Origin of the sequence: Paenibacillus sp. UASWS1643, assembly GCF_008693195.1 — a bacterium.
GTDB classification, from domain to species: Bacteria; Bacillota; Bacilli; order Paenibacillales; family Paenibacillaceae; genus Paenibacillus; species Paenibacillus amylolyticus_B.
In genome coordinates this window covers 1-15781 of record NZ_VXKZ01000100.1, presented here as the reverse complement: position 1 = coordinate 15781, position 15781 = coordinate 1, and the positions used below count along the sequence as shown (strand labels likewise).

Sequence of the window (15781 nt, the reverse complement as noted above, 5' to 3'; positions counted from 1 at the left end):
TATCTTCGATGCTCTAAATGCCAGAATCCTTAAACAATGTGGCCATAGAGCCACCATCCACAATAATGCGTACGGCGCGGGCCAGCATTGGTGCAACAGGTAACACTTTGAAGCATTCAGGGTGGTCATCTGGCAGTGCGATCGAGTCCGTAACTACCACCTCTTCAATTGACGGGTGATTCAATTTACTTACTGCCCCGTCCGAGAACAATCCGTGTGTTGCACATACATATACATTTTTGGAGCCGCGTTCCTTCAAACCTTCCACAACATTCAGAATGGTTGTTCCGGTGTCGATCAGATCCTCAATAATAATAGGTGTCCGTCCTTCTACATCACCAATGACATGGGTAATCACCGATTCATTATGACTTGGACGTTTCTTGATCATAATGGCAAATGGAGAATCCAGACGGTTCGCCAGCTTCTCTGCCATCGATGCTCGTCCCGCATCCGGGGAGACTACAACAGGGTTCTCGATTCCTTTGCTTAACAGATAATCACTAATCAGATCCAGTGATGTCATATGGTCAACCGGAATGTTGAAGAATCCCTGAATGGCCGCTGCGTGCAGGTCGATCGTTACCACTCGATTGGCACCAGCCGTAGTTAATACATCTGCTACCATCTTGGCCGAGATCGGTTCCCTTGGAGCGGATTTGCGCTCTTGACGAGCATAGCCGTAATACGGAACAATGATGTTCACCGTGCGCGCTGAAGCCCTCTTTGCGGCATCAATCATCACAAGCAACTCGACAAACAGCTCATTGATCGGATGAGACAACGACTGTACCAGAAACACATCACAATTACGGATCGTTTCTTCATAATGAACGTATATTTCTCCGCTCTTGAACCTGGACAGCTTGATCTTGCCCAGTTGTACACCCAGCTTGTCACATACCTGTTCTGCCAGCTTAGGGTTCGATGAACCGGAAAAAATACGTAACGAATGCTGCATAATGCCCTCCCGAGGGTTGAAGTCCCTATATAATCCCTTATCTAAAAGGTTATTTCCTACCCTCATTATACTCTACTGGCTTATACATTTAAAGGAATGAACGAGCGATGACGGCCTTCAAAAACAGCGACTTCCGTACAGCCCAACTCATGCAAAAGTGCTTCAGCTTCGGGCAAATAATCCCCCAGCTTCAGTGGGTCATGTGCATCAGAGCCCATGGTTAATGGAATCCCCAAGCGAATGGCTTCCGTCAGCATTCTGCGACTAGGGAACATCTCGGCACAAGGCTTCGATAACCCGGAAGCATTCAGCTCCATGGCGCAGCCACTTTTGGCAATAGCCTGTAGCGCTGCGTTCTCCAGTGAGATACGTTCTTCTGTCTGTTCAGCTGAAGGAACATAGCCAAACCGTTTAATGACATCCGTATGGCCCATAATATCGTACAGGCCCGTCGTAGCTGCCTTACTCACGGCATCATAGTACTGACGATATACTTCAAGGATGTCTTTGCCCTCCCAGTGATGGGTCTGGCGGAAATCCGTAATGTCCCATTCCCCGAGGAAATGAACGGAGCCAATCACATAGTCCCATGGATAACGCTCAATGATCGCACGAATCTCTGTTTCCCAGCCTTCAATATAGTCACCTTCCAGACCAACACGTACGTCAATCTGCCCACGGTAACGTTCTTTCAGGGAGAAACACTCCTCTACGTAACGCGGCAGTTCATCCATAGGCATCGCCATTTCCGGATAATATTGAGCCGGATCGACATGCAACAATGGCATGTGATCGGACAATCCAATCTGGGATAGTCCGATCTCCACACCACGCTGCACGTACTCTTCCAGTTTGCCAACGGCATGCCCACACCGCTCATGGTGTGTATGATAGTCTATACGCACGAAACTCGCCTCCTAATCGCGGCGAGGCCGTTCATGACGGCGGCTCAGCTCTGACATAATGTCGTCCAGCGGCAGCTTGCGCTCTTGTAACAGGACGAGCAGGTGATACATCAGGTCACTGACTTCCAGACGAAGCTCGTCATTATCTTTATTTTTGGCGGCGATGATCGTCTCGGACGCTTCTTCACCGATTTTTTTCAGTATTTTGTCTACACCTTTATCAAACAGATACGTTGTATATGCCCCCTCAGGACGCTCACGTTCACGCTCTGCAATAACGGATTCCAGTTCAGCCAATACCTCAAAGCGGCTTTCGGAACCGGAACTTGCAGAAGCAGATGCCGCACCCGCTTCATCCGAAGCCTTGTCTGCCAATTTCTCTGGCAAACCAATGATTTCATTATGGAAACAAGTTACCTCCCCTGTATGGCAAGCCGGACCGTTCGGTTTCACCTCAACCAACAAGGTATCACCGTCACAATCATATTTTAGGGAAGTAATCGTCTGCACGTTACCAGATGTTGCTCCTTTATGCCACAACTCCTGACGCGAGCGTGACCAGAACCACGTCTCACCGGATTCAAGCGACAACTTCAGAGATTCGCGATTCATATAAGCCATCATTAAGACTTGCCGAGTATCCACATCCTGCACAATGGCAGGAACCAAACCATCACTCCAACGAATGTGTTCCACAACCTGTTCCAAGGACAACTGTTCCTTGATTTCATCGCTCACTTTAGTCACGGATCTCCACCCCTTGTTCTCTCAAATGTTGTTTTAACGCCGGTACGGCGATTTCTTTGTAATGGAAAATCGTTGCGGCCAGCCCTGCGTCCGCTTTGCCTGTAGTAAACACATCATAGAAATGAGATTCCTTGCCCGCACCGCCCGATGCGATGACTGGAATACGCACAGATTCGGATACCGCTGCCGTCAGCTTCAGATCAAAGCCGTCTTTTGTTCCGTCCGCGTCCATACTTGTGAGAAGAATCTCCCCCGCGCCCAAGCTCTCAGCCTGTTTAACCCATTCCAGCGCCTTGATCCCGGAGGGTTTCCGTCCACCATGGGTATAGACTTCCCATTCGCCCCAAGCTTCGTTATACTTGGCATCGATCGCTACCACGATACACTGCGAGCCAAAGCGACGTGCACCATCTGCAATCAACTGCGGATTAAGTACTGCGGCCGTATTCACTGCGATTTTATCCGCTCCTGCACGGAGAATCCGCTTCATGTCCTCTACCTTGGAGATGCCACCACCTACCGTAAAGGGAATAGCGATCTCGCCCGCCGTCTGCCGTACGACTTCTTCCATCGTTTCGCGACCCTCTACCGAAGCGGAGATATCGAGAAACACCAATTCGTCCGCGCCCTCGCGGTCATATAGCGCCGCTAGCTCTACCGGATCACCCGCATCGCGGAGATTAACGAAGTTGACGCCTTTGACGACCCGGCCGTCCTTCACGTCAAGACAGGGGATGATTCTTTTTGCCAGCATGCTACCTCTTCCTCTCTATCCGAATATCCTTTACTTATTTACCGCACGTACTGCTTCAGACAGATCGATGCTTCCCGTATACAGTGCTTTACCCACGATTGCTCCACCAACTCCATCATCCGCGTGGCGACTCAGACGAAGCAGATCATCCATTACACTCACACCGCCGGAAGCAATAACCGTCCGTCCGCTTGCCTTGGCCAGAGACACAATCGCTTCCACATTAGGACCCTGCATCATGCCATCACGGGAAATATCCGTAAAGATAAACGTTTCTGCCCCATATGCCGCCAATTCCTTTGCGAGTACCTCTGCTTGCACTTCCGATGTTTCAAGCCATCCGCGGGTTGCCACGTAACCATTTCGAGCGTCGATACCAATTGCCACTTTGTCGCCGTAACGTCCCAGTACTTCCTCTGTAAAAGCACGATCCTCAATCGCTGCTGTTCCAATGATCAGCCGGCTAACACCCAGACCCAGCAATCGCTCTACATCCGCTACCGTACGAAGTCCACCGCCCACCTGAACAGGTACGTTCACAGCCGAGGCAATCCGCCCGATCAGCTCATCGTTAACAGGATGTCCTGCTTTCGCACCATCCAGATCCACCAGATGAACGTATGTACCGCCTTGCTTCTCCCAGGATAGAGCCACTTGAACCGGGTCATCGTTATACACGGTCTCCTGATTATAATCTCCCTGCACCAGTCTTACACATTTGCCGTCCCGGATATCAATCGCCGGATATAGGATAAAAGATGACATACAAGGCCTCCTGAATATGAATTAGATTTGTACGCTTTCTATAGTTAAGAAGAGATGATGCTTTACCTTTGTACAGGTGCTCCTGTCAGAGCCAAAAAGTTGCCGAGCAGCTTCATACCGAGCTCTCCACTTTTCTCCGGGTGGAATTGCATGCCGAAGTTGGATCCTCTGCCTACAATGGCTGTCACCGGATGTCCGTAATCCGTTACCGCCAGCAAATCGTCCCTGTTTTCAGTAAGCGCATGATAGGAATGGACAAAATAGACGTGACCTGCCTCAAGCCCCGCAAATAGCGGGTTTTCCGCGTGCAGGAATTCCAAACGGTTCCATCCCATATGAGGAACTTTCAGCTCTCCTGGTGCAAATCGCACCACTTTACCTTGCAAAATATCTAGTCCCTCATGCTCGCCATGCTCTTCACTTGAGCTGAACAACAATTGCATGCCCAGACAGATACCGAGCAGTGGCTTAGAACCGGCAGCGGCTTCCTTCACCACCGTATCCAGTCCACTCTCCCGCAGATGAACCATCGCATCACCAAAAGCACCTACGCCTGGCAGAATGACACCATCTGCGCCAAGAATCTCTTCCCGGTCACCCGTGACCAGCGCTTCGTAGCCAAGACGTTCGACCGCTTTGCCGACGCTGTGCAGGTTACCCATACCGTAATCGACAATTGCAATCGCCATCGTTTACAGCACTCCCTTCGTGGAAGGCACACCCGTTACACGTGGATCAATCATCGTTGCTTCATCCAGTGCACGTCCCAATGCCTTAAAGATCGCTTCAATCATGTGGTGGGTGTTCTGACCATAGTGCACAATGACATGTAACGTAATCCGAGCTTCCAGCGCCAATTTCCACAGGAATTCATGTACCAGCTCCGTGGAGAAACTGCCTACCTGTTGGGAAGGGTATTCTGCACGGTATTCAAAGTGAGGTCGGTTGCTCACATCAATAATGACCTGGGCGAGCGCCTCGTCCATCGGTACAAAAACACTGGCGTAACGCTTAATACCGCGTTTGTCACCCAACGCTTCTCGCAACGTCTGTCCCAGACATATTCCGATGTCTTCAACCGTGTGATGATCGTCGATATCAATATCTCCACGGGCCTGCACGTTCAGGTCGAATTGTCCGTGCTTCGTGAACAGATCCAGCATATGGTTCAGGAAAGGTACATCCGTTTCAATCGTGGATTGTCCTGTGCCATCTACAGTAAAGGCCAATTGAATATTGGTCTCGTTTGTTTTGCGGTCAACCTCTGCTTGGCGCACTGCACCTTTGTTTTCAAGTTCCACACCATTATTTTGCTTATCCATTGTCCGATTCCGCCTTTCCTTCCTGTTCTAACCGTACAGCGATTGCACGGGCATGCCCTTCAAGACCCTCATGACGGGCCAACTCTATAATAGCCGCTCCGTTCTGCAGCAGCGCTTCTTTACTATAATAGATCAGACTCGATTTTTTGATGAAATCATCCACGTCCACTGGTGAACTGAATCGCGCAGTTCCATTCGTCGGAATAATGTGATTGGGTCCGGCAAAATAATCTCCTACAGGCTCCGAACTGTACGGGCCGAGGAAGATCGCTCCGGCATTTTCGATCCGGCCAGCGTAAGCCATCGGCTCCTGCACCATGATCTCCAGATGCTCCGGTGCAAGCCGGTTCACCACGTCGATTCCCTCATCGATGGAATCAACCACAATAATGGCGCCATACTGCTCTACGGAAGTAGCAGCGATATCCCGCCGCGGCAGCACTTCAAGCTGCCGCTGTACTTCGTCCTGCACGGCTTCCGCCAGCGTGGCCGAATTCGTGACGAGAATGGCCGATGCCATCTCGTCATGTTCCGCCTGCGACAACAGGTCGGCGGCGACGTACACCGGATTCGCCGTATCATCGGCGAGCACCACAATCTCACTCGGTCCTGCGATACTATCGATATCGACTGCACCGTACACCTCGCGCTTCGCGAGCGCCACGTAAATATTGCCCGGTCCACAGATCTTGTCGACCGGGGCAATACTCTCCGTGCCGTAAGCGAGGGCGGCGATGGCTTGAGCGCCGCCAACCCGGTACATCTCGCTCACGCCTGCTTCCGCAGCAGCAACGAGGATGTACGGGTTAATACCTTCGCCACCGTTCGTTGACGGTGGCGTCACGAGAACGATCTCCGGCACGCCTGCCACCTGTGCCGGAATCACATTCATCAGCACAGACGATGGATACGCTGCTTTGCCGCCAGGTACATAAACGCCGACCCTCTTCAGCGGTCGGATGACCTGGCCCAGCAGGCTGCCGTCTGGCTGCCAATCCATCCACGAGTTGCGTTTCTGTTTCTCATGAAACGCACGAATGTTGACGGCGGCTTGCCGAATCGCCGTCACAAAGGATGGCTCCACGGCTGCATAAGCCGCCTGCAGCTCATCCTGCGGTACGCGTAATTCCGCGGCCGTCAGCTTCGTGCGGTCCAGCTGCTCCGTGTAACGCAGCAGTGCCGCATCACCCTCACGGCGAATGTCGCTGACAATACGCCGTACCGTTTCATTTTGCTCCGCCGTACCATACTCTACTTCCCGCTTCAGATCAAACTCCCGTGCAGGTACAATTTTCATGCGTACGACCTCCCTATCCCCTGTAATGCCTACTTATGGCCGATTCGTTTCTTTGTTGTGTCTCTTACTCTTACTCTTACTCTTACTCTTACTCTTACTCTCACTCTTACTCTTACCTTGCTTCACATGTTCCTCATCTATGTTTCCAACGCATTAGTTTATCCCCGAATGCTTCCTGCAGAAATCTCATTCGATGCCGGAATGACCTGCTGAAGTGCATCACACAAGGCCTGGATTCGTGCGTTTTTCATCCGATAACTTACCCGATTAGCGATAAGTCGGCTGGTGATGTCCAGAATGCCTGTCATCTCCACCAATCCGTTCTCGCGTAGCGTCTGACCTGTCTCCACCAGATCGACAATCCGGTCTGCCAGTCCAATCAAAGGCGCAAGCTCAATGGAACCATTCAGCTTGATCACCTCGACCTGCTGCCCCTGCTCCCGGAAGTACTGTGAAGCAATCCTCGGGTACTTCGTTGCAACACGTTGCTGGATGCCTGGCTTCCAGTCTGGAAGTCCGATCACAGACATACGGCACTGGGCGATTCCCAGATTCAACAGTTCGTACACGTCCCGATTTTCCTCCAGCAGCACGTCTTTACCAACAATTCCGATATCGGCGACACCGTACTCCACATACGTTGGAACATCTACTGGCTTCGCCATAATGAATTCCATTCCCGCTTCCGGTACTTCAATGACCAATCTGCGTGTATCATCCACGTCTTCTGGAATATCCAGCCCCGCTTCACGGAACAATTTGGAGGCTTTTTTATAGATTCGGCCCTTCGGCATGGCCACCTTCAGAATATCCGACATCTCAGCGTCCTCCTTCTTCAGATCCGTAAGTAATAACCTGCTCAGCCTGAACGATTGTTGCTCCAGCAGATACAACACTTGCTCCAGCCCCCTCTTCAGAAAGAAGGAGTGTCACTACATTTTGTCCCAGACTGCGTAATCTTGCCGCTTCCGTTAGTGCCTCGGCCCGACGTTCCGGGCTATATTGGATAAGTACCGGTTTTTTCTCTTCAATGGTAATGCCGTGAACACCATCAATAATCCGGTTGGTTTTCAGTGCGAACCCTGTAGCTGGCAACGAACGCCCGAATTGTTGTAACAGATTGTCATACCGCCCGCCGCTGCATACCGGAGACCCCAGTTCTGCTGCATATCCTTCAAATGTCATGCCTGTATAATAGGAGAAATCACCGATCATCGTCAGATCAATCAGCACATGCTCGGATACACCGTATGCTTCCAACACTTCGAATACGGCACACAGATGTGCAATCGACTGTGCTGCTTCAGCGCTTGAACTTAGCTCTACCGCATGTGTGCATACTTCCTTGCCACCGCGCAGACGCAGGATCGCTTCAAGCTGTTCTTTCAACTTCGGCTCCAGATTCAATGCTTCAATCGATTGGCGATAGCCGACATAATCACGTCCGAGCAGCCCTTCCTTCAATTGCTCCTGCTCCGCTGTCTGGCCTGGAATCACTTCCTCCAGTAATCCGTTCAGGAATCCCATATGACCCATCGCTATTTTAAAAGAAGACACACCCGCTGCCTGCAAAGAGGCAATCGCAAGCGCAACAACTTCTGCATCCGCCTCAGGTGAGTCGTCTCCAACCAGCTCCACGCCCGTCTGGAAAAATTCAGCCTCACGCCCAGCTTCCTCTTCAATGGAACGAAATACGTTCGCATGATAGGATAAACGCAGCGGCAACTGCTCATCTTTGAGCATGGATGAAACGACGCGAGCAATCGGAGCCGTTAGATCCGATCTGAGCACCAGCGTGGTTCCCCGGCTGTTCAGCAATTTAAACAATTTGCGATCTGATGTAGAGCTTGCCACACCTACCGTGTCGTAATATTCAATCGTTGGTGTGATGATCTGGCGGTAACCCCAGCGTTCCATACATTCCAGTACATTGCGTTCAATCGTCCGCAGCTTGGATACTACATGTGGTGTATAGTCGCGGAATCCGGTCGGTTTTTCAAAACCTTTTGGTTTGGACATTGGTAATATTCACCCCGAGTCAGTAGTTTAAGGTCGCAATCGTTCTATTTCAACAGGATTTATGTAGTGTAAATCCCCATTCTATCTTATAAATCTTGAATCACAGTATTATCTCATAAGCCTTCATACTATTGGTTTAGTTCAATCTTTATCATGTTTCATTTCTCCAATAGTACTTTCACATGGTAAAGTGCTAACAAACTAAAGGATATGGGATATGATAACATGAAATCCGCACTACCGTCAACAATACCGAAGCTTGATTGCCCTTGGATCGGCATCTCGTTTTATATACGCGCCGTTACCCTCACCAATCGGTTTTTATATACGAAAAAAGCTGCCATAAGCAGCTTTTCACTTCAACCCATCTTCTTTCATTACGTTATGGACTTAATGCACACTACCCTGAGAAGAATTATCTGTGTTAAACACAGTCTCTTCCGTAGAAGCTGGCGCACGGGATAAATCACGCAGTGGATTGCCACCGACAAAAGCCCCTGGTGCAACATCCTTATGTACGACTGCTCCAGCAGCTACAACTGCTCCATCCCCTATGGTTACCCCGGGCAGAATCGTTGTGTTAGCACCAATCAGTACATTTTCCCCGATGATCACCTCACCGAGCCTGTACTCCTTAATGAGATACTCATGAGCGAGAATCGTTGTGTTGTAACCGATGACCGAGTTTTCGCCGACCGTTATTTTCTCCGGAAAAAACACATCCACCATCACCATCAGGCCAAAGGCCGTATGTTTTCCCACCTTCATACCGAGCATCCGGCGGTAAATCCAATTCTTCACCGATAGAATCGGACAGTAGCGTGACAACTGAATCCAGATAAAATTACGAACGCCCTTCCATGGGCTCACTGTCTTGTAGATATGCCAAAGTGCATTCTGGTCCTCTACCGGATAGCGGGTTACTTTTCTCATGAACGTTCCGTTTCAATACGGATGAGTTTCAACAAGTCTCTCATATCGTGCAACATGTGATCGGGGCCATATCCATTCAGGATCGTTTCCCCTTTAAGAGACCATGCAACCCCCGCCGAGAGTGCGCCCGCATTTTGTGCCGATTGGATATCCACCGGACTGTCACCTACCATTAACGTTTTGGCAGGATCTGCACCCAGTTCCGTCATGGCTTTCAGTACCGGTTCAGCATGTGGCTTCGGATTCGTCACATCGGTCACTGTTACAATCGTCTTCATATACTTTAGTAGGTCAAAACGTTCCAGTACCTTTAATGTAGATGGACGAATTTTGGTTGTGACTACACCCATCACAATGCCAGCCTGATGCAACGCCTCTACTACCTCAATGACATGTGGAAAAGGTCTAACCATCGCTTCATGATGGATATCATTATAGGCACGATAACCTTTCACGTACTCAGAGACTTCCTCCTGACCAGAAAAGGTACGCATTTGCTGCTCCAGTGTGCCACCCATATGCGGAATGATCTGTTCCCGTGTCCATGGAGCTGAATGTTCCCATCCCCCCATGACATGCTGGAATGAGCTGATAATCAGCTCATTGGTATCAATAATCGTTCCGTCCAGATCAAACAATACCGTGTCAATCATGTTGCATTACTCCTTTTTATCATCAACTTGCTTCGGATCATCTTTGGCTGGAGGTGTTACCTTGCTCTCTTTGCCAACAACTGTTCCCGTATGTTCCATATCATCTGAGGTAACTTTGGACGATACAATGGGATCACTATAACGAACATCTGCTTTACCTGTCACTCTTCTCACGACAATGAATACAACAGCAACAATAATGATGCCAATAGCGAGCAGTTGCGAGATTCTTACGTTACCATAAGCAGGATCAAGATAGCCTTGTTCAAAGCCCATTACAGTCATTGGAGACCACAACCCGTTCACTAATGAAGCAACCCATTGCGGAGCCTGGAAGCCAAGACTGTCCGTACGCAAAGCCTCAATGAAGAAGCGCCCAATAGAATACCAGATGAAATAAGACATGAACAGTTCACCTGAACGCAGGAACTTCTGACGACGAAGCACCAGCAGCAAGACCAGGCCAACGAGACTCCACATCGATTCATACAAAAACGCAGGATGATGGAATACGCCCTCTACGTTCATTTGATTCACAATAAAGTCTGGCAGATGAAGCTTGTCTCTCAAAAATGATTCTTCCACAGGACCGCCATAGGCTTCCTGATTCACAAAGTTCCCCCAACGTCCGATCATCTGTCCAACAATCAGTCCAGGGGCACAGATATCAGCCATACGCCAGAAGTTATACCCTTTACGACGGAAGAAAATGAATGCACAGATGATTGCACCAATAAGGGCACCATAGATGGCGATACCGCCATTCCATATTTTAAAGATATCCCAGAAATTATCCTTATAATCTTCCCATTTAAATGCGACATAGTAGATGCGGGCACCAATGATGGCAGAAGGAACGCCCAGCAGGACCATGTCCATGAACACTTCCTGTGGAATATTGTAGCGTTTGCCCTCCCGGATCACGAGCAGGAGTCCTAGAAGTGCCGCGGCACCCAGAATAAGCCCGTACCAGTGAACCTTTAACGCTCCAATAGAGAACGCAATCGGGTTCAACAGTAATAATGTATCCATTCATTCACACTCCTATTTATTCGATCAATCACACGCATGACGAATGGTTGGCATGCCCTGCGCCTTAAGAGAAGCAGTACATGTCAACCATTCATCTTCATTTCCTTGTATAGAATATTTCTTAATCCATGTCTTCCATATCTTCCGAGATGGTTGCTGTCAGCTTGTTTGTGAATTGCAATGCAGCATTAAGACCCATCTGTTTCAGACGATAGTTCATACCTGCCACTTCAATAATAACCGCCAAGTTCCGTCCCGGACGAACAGGGATTGTAACCAGAGGTACATCCGTATCAATGATACGTGTAGTCTCTTCATCCAGACCCAGACGATCATATTGTTTATCCTGCTGCCATGCTTCCAGACGTACAACCAAGGTAATCCGTTTGTTATTCCGAACCGCACCAGCTCCGAACAATGTCATGACGTTGATAATACCGACACCTCGAATTTCGAGCAAATGGCGGATCAATTCAGGTGCAGTACCGTGGAGCTGAAAATCTGACGTTTGGCGGATTTCTACCGCATCATCGGCAATCAGTCGGTGTCCACGTTTAACCAGTTCAAGTGCTGTTTCACTTTTACCAATACCGCTACTACCTGTGATCAACATACCAACCCCGTATACATCACACAGTACACCATGAATCGTAGCAGTAGGTGCTAATTTGCCTTCCAAAAATCCGGTAATCCGGCTGGACAGAATTGTTGTTGCCATATTACTGCGCAATACAGCCAGATCCCGTTCTTCACTGATATCAATCAGCTCTTGCGGGACTTCCAGTCCACGCGTTACAACGATACACGGGGTCTCTTCCGTACAAAGACGTTGCATGCGATCACGCCGCTCTTGCTCGGGTAACATTGCAAAAAAGGCAAGTTCCGTTCTTCCAAGCAACTGAACGCGTTCTTGAGGATGGTATTCAAAATAACCGGCCATTTCCAGACCAGGACGGTTCAGATCATCTACCGTAATGACTCTTTTCAATCCGTGAGATCCAGAAACAACCTCCAACTGAAACTGCTGCACCAATTCGGATACTTTCACTTTTTTCGCCATTTGTCTCTTCCTTTCAGCATTCGCTGTACCTCTATGTAATTCAGATCGTGTATCAGTTCTTTCCATTATTAGCGCATTCACAACATGGGGTACAGAATGCATACCCTTCCAACAGTCGGTTCTCTCAAATATATGAAGACAGACCTTCAAATAATCTTAAATGAATTCCGGGCTGAATGCAATCGCGGCCTCCGACAATCAATAGTAAGAAAAGTCTTCTGATCGAAGCATCTTCTAGGATATTACATTCGTAGTTTAGCGGCTGTTTTTCTTGCGGTTATTAATCCTTCAACTCCGCAGAAACTTATAATTCCAATAATCTTAAAAAAGCCCCTTCCAGCAATAACGGAAGGGGCTCTCATTACAATGTATAATTGCATTAACTGTCAGGTTCCATCGTCACCGAGGAATCCCAGTAATATTAGTCTTGAAGAAGTACGTTAACTTCAGTCTCTTTGTCAAAGATATGAACCTTGTTCATGTCGATGGCCATTTTAACTGTGGAACCATCACGAGTGTTAGAACGTCCGTCTACACGTGCGATTGTTGTATCGTTACCAACACCACTCAAGTAGAGGAGCATTTCGTGACCCAGGTTCTCTGTAACATCTACGTGTGTAGAGAATACGGAGTTCGGGGATGCTTCCAGGAATACTGGCTCTTCGTGAATGTCTTCTGGACGAACACCCAGAATCACTTCTTTGCCAATGTATCCTCTAGATTTCAACACTTGTGCTTTACCTTGCGGGATTTCAACGTCCACGCCTGGAGCAATAAAGTGAAGGTTAGCACCTTGCTCAGCCAGTTTACCCGAGATAAAGTTCATTGTCGGGGAACCGATGAAACCAGCTACGAACAGGTTAGCCGGCAGGTTGTACAACTCTTCCGGAGAAGCTGCTTGTTGGATGATACCATCCTTCATAACAACGATCCGATCACCCATCGTCATAGCTTCGATCTGGTCATGCGTTACGTAGATAACAGTTGTTTCCAAACGTTTCGCAAGTTTAGTGATCTCAGCACGCATTTGACCACGCAGTTTGGCATCCAAGTTGGAGAGAGGCTCATCCATCAAGAACACTTGTGGATCACGGACAATCGCACGTCCCAAAGCGACACGTTGACGTTGACCACCGGACAATGCCTTAGGTTTACGCTCAAGCAAATGTTCGATATCCAGGATTTTAGCTGCTTCACGTACACGTTTGTCGATCTCATCTTTTTTAACCTTACGCAATTTCAAACCAAACGCCATGTTTTGATATACGCTCATATGCGGATACAAGGCATAGGATTGGAATACCATCGCGATATCGCGGTCTTTAGGTGCAACATCATTAACGACACGGTCACCGATATAGAGTTTACCTTCAGAAATTTCCTCAAGGCCTGCGATCATACGAAGTGTTGTTGATTTACCACAACCGGACGGACCTACCAGTACCAGAAATTCTTTATCTTTAATGTCCAGGTTAATGTCAACTACAGTTGCTTTATCAGAACCCGGGTATTTTTTGAAAATATGCTCTAAACGTACTCCAGCCATGATTGTTGCCTCCTCAGAGATCATTTTGTAATCGAATACAATTTGTATTTTTATAATACCCTATCACCGTGAGGTTTGACTATTCGCAAACTGCACAAAAATATCAATGCTTTTTCGTCACTTTGTACATTAGTAGTAAAAACTGCACTAGAACTGCACTTTCAAAGTGCCTCACATCATAGCCAATCTCCTGTTTGATCTTATCCAGACGGTATACCAACGTGTTACGATGAATGAAAAGTCGTTTGGCTGTCTCACTGACATTACAGTCCAGGCTAAAAAAAGTCTCCAGCGTAGCAAGTGTCTCACTATCATTAAAGATTACCGTGTCTTTGCCAGTTTCCTTTATAAAACGTATCCGTTGATCATCTGGAATGCTCGCTACCAACCGCTCCAGGTGAAGCTCCCATGGGAGATGAATATGCTGCGTAACATGGAATGCTCTCCCCAAGTGAACACTTTCTTTAAGAAGAGTTGTGACCGATACAAGTTGTTGTGCAGGAATGCATGGCAGAGATGCAGACAGATGGAACACCCCAGCCCACTCACTGGCAACCAATTCATGCAACCCCAAACAAAAAGCGTTCAGTGAATCCTTTTGGGCTTCCGTTGTATCTTCCTCGGCTTCTTCTGTAACAATTTCTTTATCACCCATGAAAATCCACTCTTGCTCCCCCAAAGGAATCAAGACAATCTCCTCGCCGAAGTAACTCTCAAGCAACTTGTTGAGTTCCTTGGACCTTAAACGATGTGCATCCGGTGTATCCCCTTGCAGCAAGAACAGAATCTTCTCAGCATTTAATCCTGCAGGCGCCACAAAGCGATCAGGAACCGCTTCAGATTCCTGCTTGGTTGGTTGTTCGATCTGCTCTTTAAGCCAGAGACCCAATTCAGTCAAATACTGCTCCCTATCATTCTCATATACAACAGGTTGTACCTCATCGGGTAGAGTCGTGTTAGTACGGATCAAAAGCTCAATCAATTGTCGTGTTTCCACGGTAATAGATTTTGCAGGGCATCCCCAACACACGACGGTCTCTTCTTGCTCATTCATCCGAACCTTAAAAAAGATACGCTTTCCCGTATTCAAACTGATTACATCGGATGAACTTGGAGATGTAGATTGAACAGATAACTCCTGACTCTCACCTTCATCACCAACGGTCTCTAAATTCTCATGATGACCAACCAGATTAGCAACGGATTGCGTCCATTCTTGTATTGTAATTTCATATTCGTCCAAAGTTGTGCCTATAATGACTTCAATTTGCTGTTTTAGATCAGGTATGAGCTTCATATAATGAACGTCACCACTCTGCATGTTTTCTATTAGTTTATCATATCTTGCCCAGCATTAATAAATATCCATATTGAGCTAAAATCACATAAAAAAAAAGAGCAACTAATCAAATTAATGATTAATCACTCTTTTCTTAAAGATGAGTCATGAAGGGCTCGAACCTTCGACACCCTGATTAAAAGTCAGGTGCTCTACCAACTGAGCTAATGACTCATAAAACTGGTGGAGGATGATGGATTCGAACCACCGAACCCGTACGGGAGCAGATTTACAGTCTGATGCGTTTGGCCACTTCGCTAATCCTCCAGGGATTAAAGGTGGCTCGGGACGGAATCGAACCGCCGACACGAGGATTTTCAGTCCTCTGCTCTACCGACTGAGCTACCGAGCCATATTTAATTTTTAGGATTAATGGCGGAACCGACGGGATTCGAACCCGCGATCTCCTGCGTGACAGGCAGGCATGTTAGGCCAACTACACCACGGT

16 protein-coding genes and 3 tRNA genes are annotated in these 15781 nt (G+C 48.2%); all 19 read right to left on the bottom strand.

Annotated features, from left to right (window positions below; all coding sequences use genetic code 11):
• Positions 1 to 13: 13 nt before the first annotated feature.
• Complete coding sequence (locus FE296_RS07790) at positions 14 to 961, bottom strand: ribose-phosphate diphosphokinase (RefSeq protein WP_036616184.1); 948 nt, start codon at positions 959 to 961, stop codon at positions 14 to 16.
• Between the two features lie 80 nt (positions 962 to 1041).
• The gene (gene hisJ / locus FE296_RS07785; RefSeq protein WP_150364652.1) at positions 1042 to 1866 is read right to left on the bottom strand and encodes a histidinol-phosphatase HisJ; all 825 of its coding nucleotides are present in this window, start codon (positions 1864 to 1866) and stop codon (positions 1042 to 1044) included.
• Positions 1867 to 1878: 12 nt separating this feature from the next.
• The gene (gene hisIE / locus FE296_RS07780; RefSeq protein WP_150364722.1) at positions 1879 to 2604 is read right to left on the bottom strand and encodes a bifunctional phosphoribosyl-AMP cyclohydrolase/phosphoribosyl-ATP diphosphatase HisIE; all 726 of its coding nucleotides are present in this window, start codon (positions 2602 to 2604) and stop codon (positions 1879 to 1881) included.
• A 1-nt stretch (position 2605) separates the two neighbouring features.
• Complete coding sequence (gene hisF / locus FE296_RS07775) at positions 2606 to 3367, bottom strand: imidazole glycerol phosphate synthase subunit HisF (RefSeq protein ID WP_017691268.1); 762 nt, start codon at positions 3365 to 3367, stop codon at positions 2606 to 2608.
• A gap of 30 nt (positions 3368 to 3397) precedes the next feature.
• Entirely contained in the window at positions 3398 to 4132 is a 735-nt protein-coding gene (hisA, locus tag FE296_RS07770; RefSeq protein WP_047841450.1) for a 1-(5-phosphoribosyl)-5-[(5-phosphoribosylamino)methylideneamino]imidazole-4-carboxamide isomerase, read from the bottom strand.
• Positions 4133 to 4194: 62 nt separating this feature from the next.
• Positions 4195 to 4821 carry an imidazole glycerol phosphate synthase subunit HisH gene (gene hisH, locus FE296_RS07765; protein WP_124118331.1) on the bottom strand — a complete coding sequence of 209 codons (627 nt, stop codon included), beginning with the start codon at positions 4819 to 4821 and terminating at the stop codon, positions 4195 to 4197.
• 3 nt (positions 4822 to 4824) lie between these two features.
• A complete protein-coding gene (hisB, locus tag FE296_RS07760) occupies positions 4825 to 5454 on the bottom strand; it encodes an imidazoleglycerol-phosphate dehydratase HisB (RefSeq protein WP_197997954.1) in 630 nt (209 codons plus the stop codon).
• Positions 5447 to 6751 carry a histidinol dehydrogenase gene (hisD, locus tag FE296_RS07755; protein ID WP_150364651.1) on the bottom strand — a complete coding sequence of 435 codons (1305 nt, stop codon included), beginning with the start codon at positions 6749 to 6751 and terminating at the stop codon, positions 5447 to 5449. The genes hisB and hisD overlap by 8 nt, the downstream gene beginning before the upstream one ends.
• 158 nt (positions 6752 to 6909) lie before the next feature.
• A complete protein-coding gene (gene hisG / locus FE296_RS07750) occupies positions 6910 to 7569 on the bottom strand; it encodes an ATP phosphoribosyltransferase (protein WP_124118349.1) in 660 nt (219 codons plus the stop codon).
• 1 nt (position 7570) lies between these two features.
• The gene (locus FE296_RS07745) at positions 7571 to 8770 is read right to left on the bottom strand and encodes an ATP phosphoribosyltransferase regulatory subunit (protein WP_124118333.1); all 1200 of its coding nucleotides are present in this window, start codon (positions 8768 to 8770) and stop codon (positions 7571 to 7573) included.
• 390 nt (positions 8771 to 9160) lie between these two features.
• The gene (locus FE296_RS07740) at positions 9161 to 9703 is read right to left on the bottom strand and encodes an acyltransferase (RefSeq protein ID WP_124118334.1); all 543 of its coding nucleotides are present in this window, start codon (positions 9701 to 9703) and stop codon (positions 9161 to 9163) included.
• Positions 9700 to 10356: a pyrophosphatase PpaX gene (gene ppaX, locus FE296_RS07735; protein ID WP_124118335.1), complete on the bottom strand. Its 657-nt coding sequence runs from the start codon at positions 10354 to 10356 to the stop codon at positions 9700 to 9702. The genes FE296_RS07740 and ppaX overlap by 4 nt, the downstream gene beginning before the upstream one ends.
• 6 nt (positions 10357 to 10362) lie before the next feature.
• Complete coding sequence (lgt, locus tag FE296_RS07730; protein ID WP_124118336.1) at positions 10363 to 11388, bottom strand: prolipoprotein diacylglyceryl transferase; 1026 nt, start codon at positions 11386 to 11388, stop codon at positions 10363 to 10365.
• Between the two features lie 121 nt (positions 11389 to 11509).
• Complete coding sequence (gene hprK / locus FE296_RS07725) at positions 11510 to 12448, bottom strand: HPr(Ser) kinase/phosphatase (protein ID WP_091011999.1); 939 nt, start codon at positions 12446 to 12448, stop codon at positions 11510 to 11512.
• A gap of 421 nt (positions 12449 to 12869) precedes the next feature.
• Positions 12870 to 13994, bottom strand: coding sequence for an ABC transporter ATP-binding protein (locus FE296_RS07720; protein ID WP_124118337.1), 1125 nt, complete (start codon positions 13992 to 13994; stop codon positions 12870 to 12872).
• Between the two features lie 103 nt (positions 13995 to 14097).
• Positions 14098 to 15315, bottom strand: a complete 1218-nt coding sequence (locus FE296_RS07715; RefSeq protein ID WP_124118338.1) for a PucR family transcriptional regulator — start codon at positions 15313 to 15315, stop codon at positions 14098 to 14100.
• Positions 15316 to 15434: 119 nt separating this feature from the next.
• Positions 15435 to 15507: transfer RNA gene (locus FE296_RS07710), tRNA-Lys, on the bottom strand.
• Positions 15508 to 15514: 7 nt separating this feature from the next.
• Positions 15515 to 15600 (bottom strand) — tRNA-Tyr (locus FE296_RS07705).
• Positions 15601 to 15612: 12 nt separating this feature from the next.
• Positions 15613 to 15685: transfer RNA gene (locus FE296_RS07700), tRNA-Phe, on the bottom strand.
• Positions 15686 to 15781: the final 96 nt, after the last annotated feature.

What these genes read in the sequence shown, in the direction of transcription:
- FE296_RS07790 (WP_036616184.1), bottom strand. Translation starts at nt 961, where the DNA reads ATGCAGCATTCGTTACGTATTTTTTCCGGTTCATCGAACCCTAAGCTG.
- hisF (WP_017691268.1), bottom strand. Translation starts at nt 3,367, where the DNA reads ATGCTGGCAAAAAGAATCATCCCCTGTCTTGACGTGAAGGACGGCCGG.
- hisA (WP_047841450.1), bottom strand. Translation starts at nt 4,132, where the DNA reads ATGTCATCTTTTATCCTATATCCGGCGATTGATATCCGGGACGGCAAA.
- hisH (WP_124118331.1), bottom strand. Translation starts at nt 4,821, where the DNA reads ATGGCGATTGCAATTGTCGATTACGGTATGGGTAACCTGCACAGCGTC.
- hisB (WP_197997954.1), bottom strand. Translation starts at nt 5,454, where the DNA reads ATGGATAAGCAAAATAATGGTGTGGAACTTGAAAACAAAGGTGCAGTG.
- hisD (WP_150364651.1), bottom strand. Translation starts at nt 6,751, where the DNA reads ATGAAAATTGTACCTGCACGGGAGTTTGATCTGAAGCGGGAAGTAGAG.
- hisG (WP_124118349.1), bottom strand. Translation starts at nt 7,569, where the DNA reads ATGTCGGATATTCTGAAGGTGGCCATGCCGAAGGGCCGAATCTATAAA.
- FE296_RS07745 (WP_124118333.1), bottom strand. Translation starts at nt 8,770, where the DNA reads ATGTCCAAACCAAAAGGTTTTGAAAAACCGACCGGATTCCGCGACTAT.
- FE296_RS07740 (WP_124118334.1), bottom strand. Translation starts at nt 9,703, where the DNA reads ATGAGAAAAGTAACCCGCTATCCGGTAGAGGACCAGAATGCACTTTGG.
- ppaX (WP_124118335.1), bottom strand. Translation starts at nt 10,356, where the DNA reads ATGATTGACACGGTATTGTTTGATCTGGACGGAACGATTATTGATACC.
- lgt (WP_124118336.1), bottom strand. Translation starts at nt 11,388, where the DNA reads ATGGATACATTATTACTGTTGAACCCGATTGCGTTCTCTATTGGAGCG.
- hprK (WP_091011999.1), bottom strand. Translation starts at nt 12,448, where the DNA reads ATGGCGAAAAAAGTGAAAGTATCCGAATTGGTGCAGCAGTTTCAGTTG.
- FE296_RS07720 (WP_124118337.1), bottom strand. Translation starts at nt 13,994, where the DNA reads ATGGCTGGAGTACGTTTAGAGCATATTTTCAAAAAATACCCGGGTTCT.
- FE296_RS07715 (WP_124118338.1), bottom strand. Translation starts at nt 15,315, where the DNA reads ATGCAGAGTGGTGACGTTCATTATATGAAGCTCATACCTGATCTAAAA.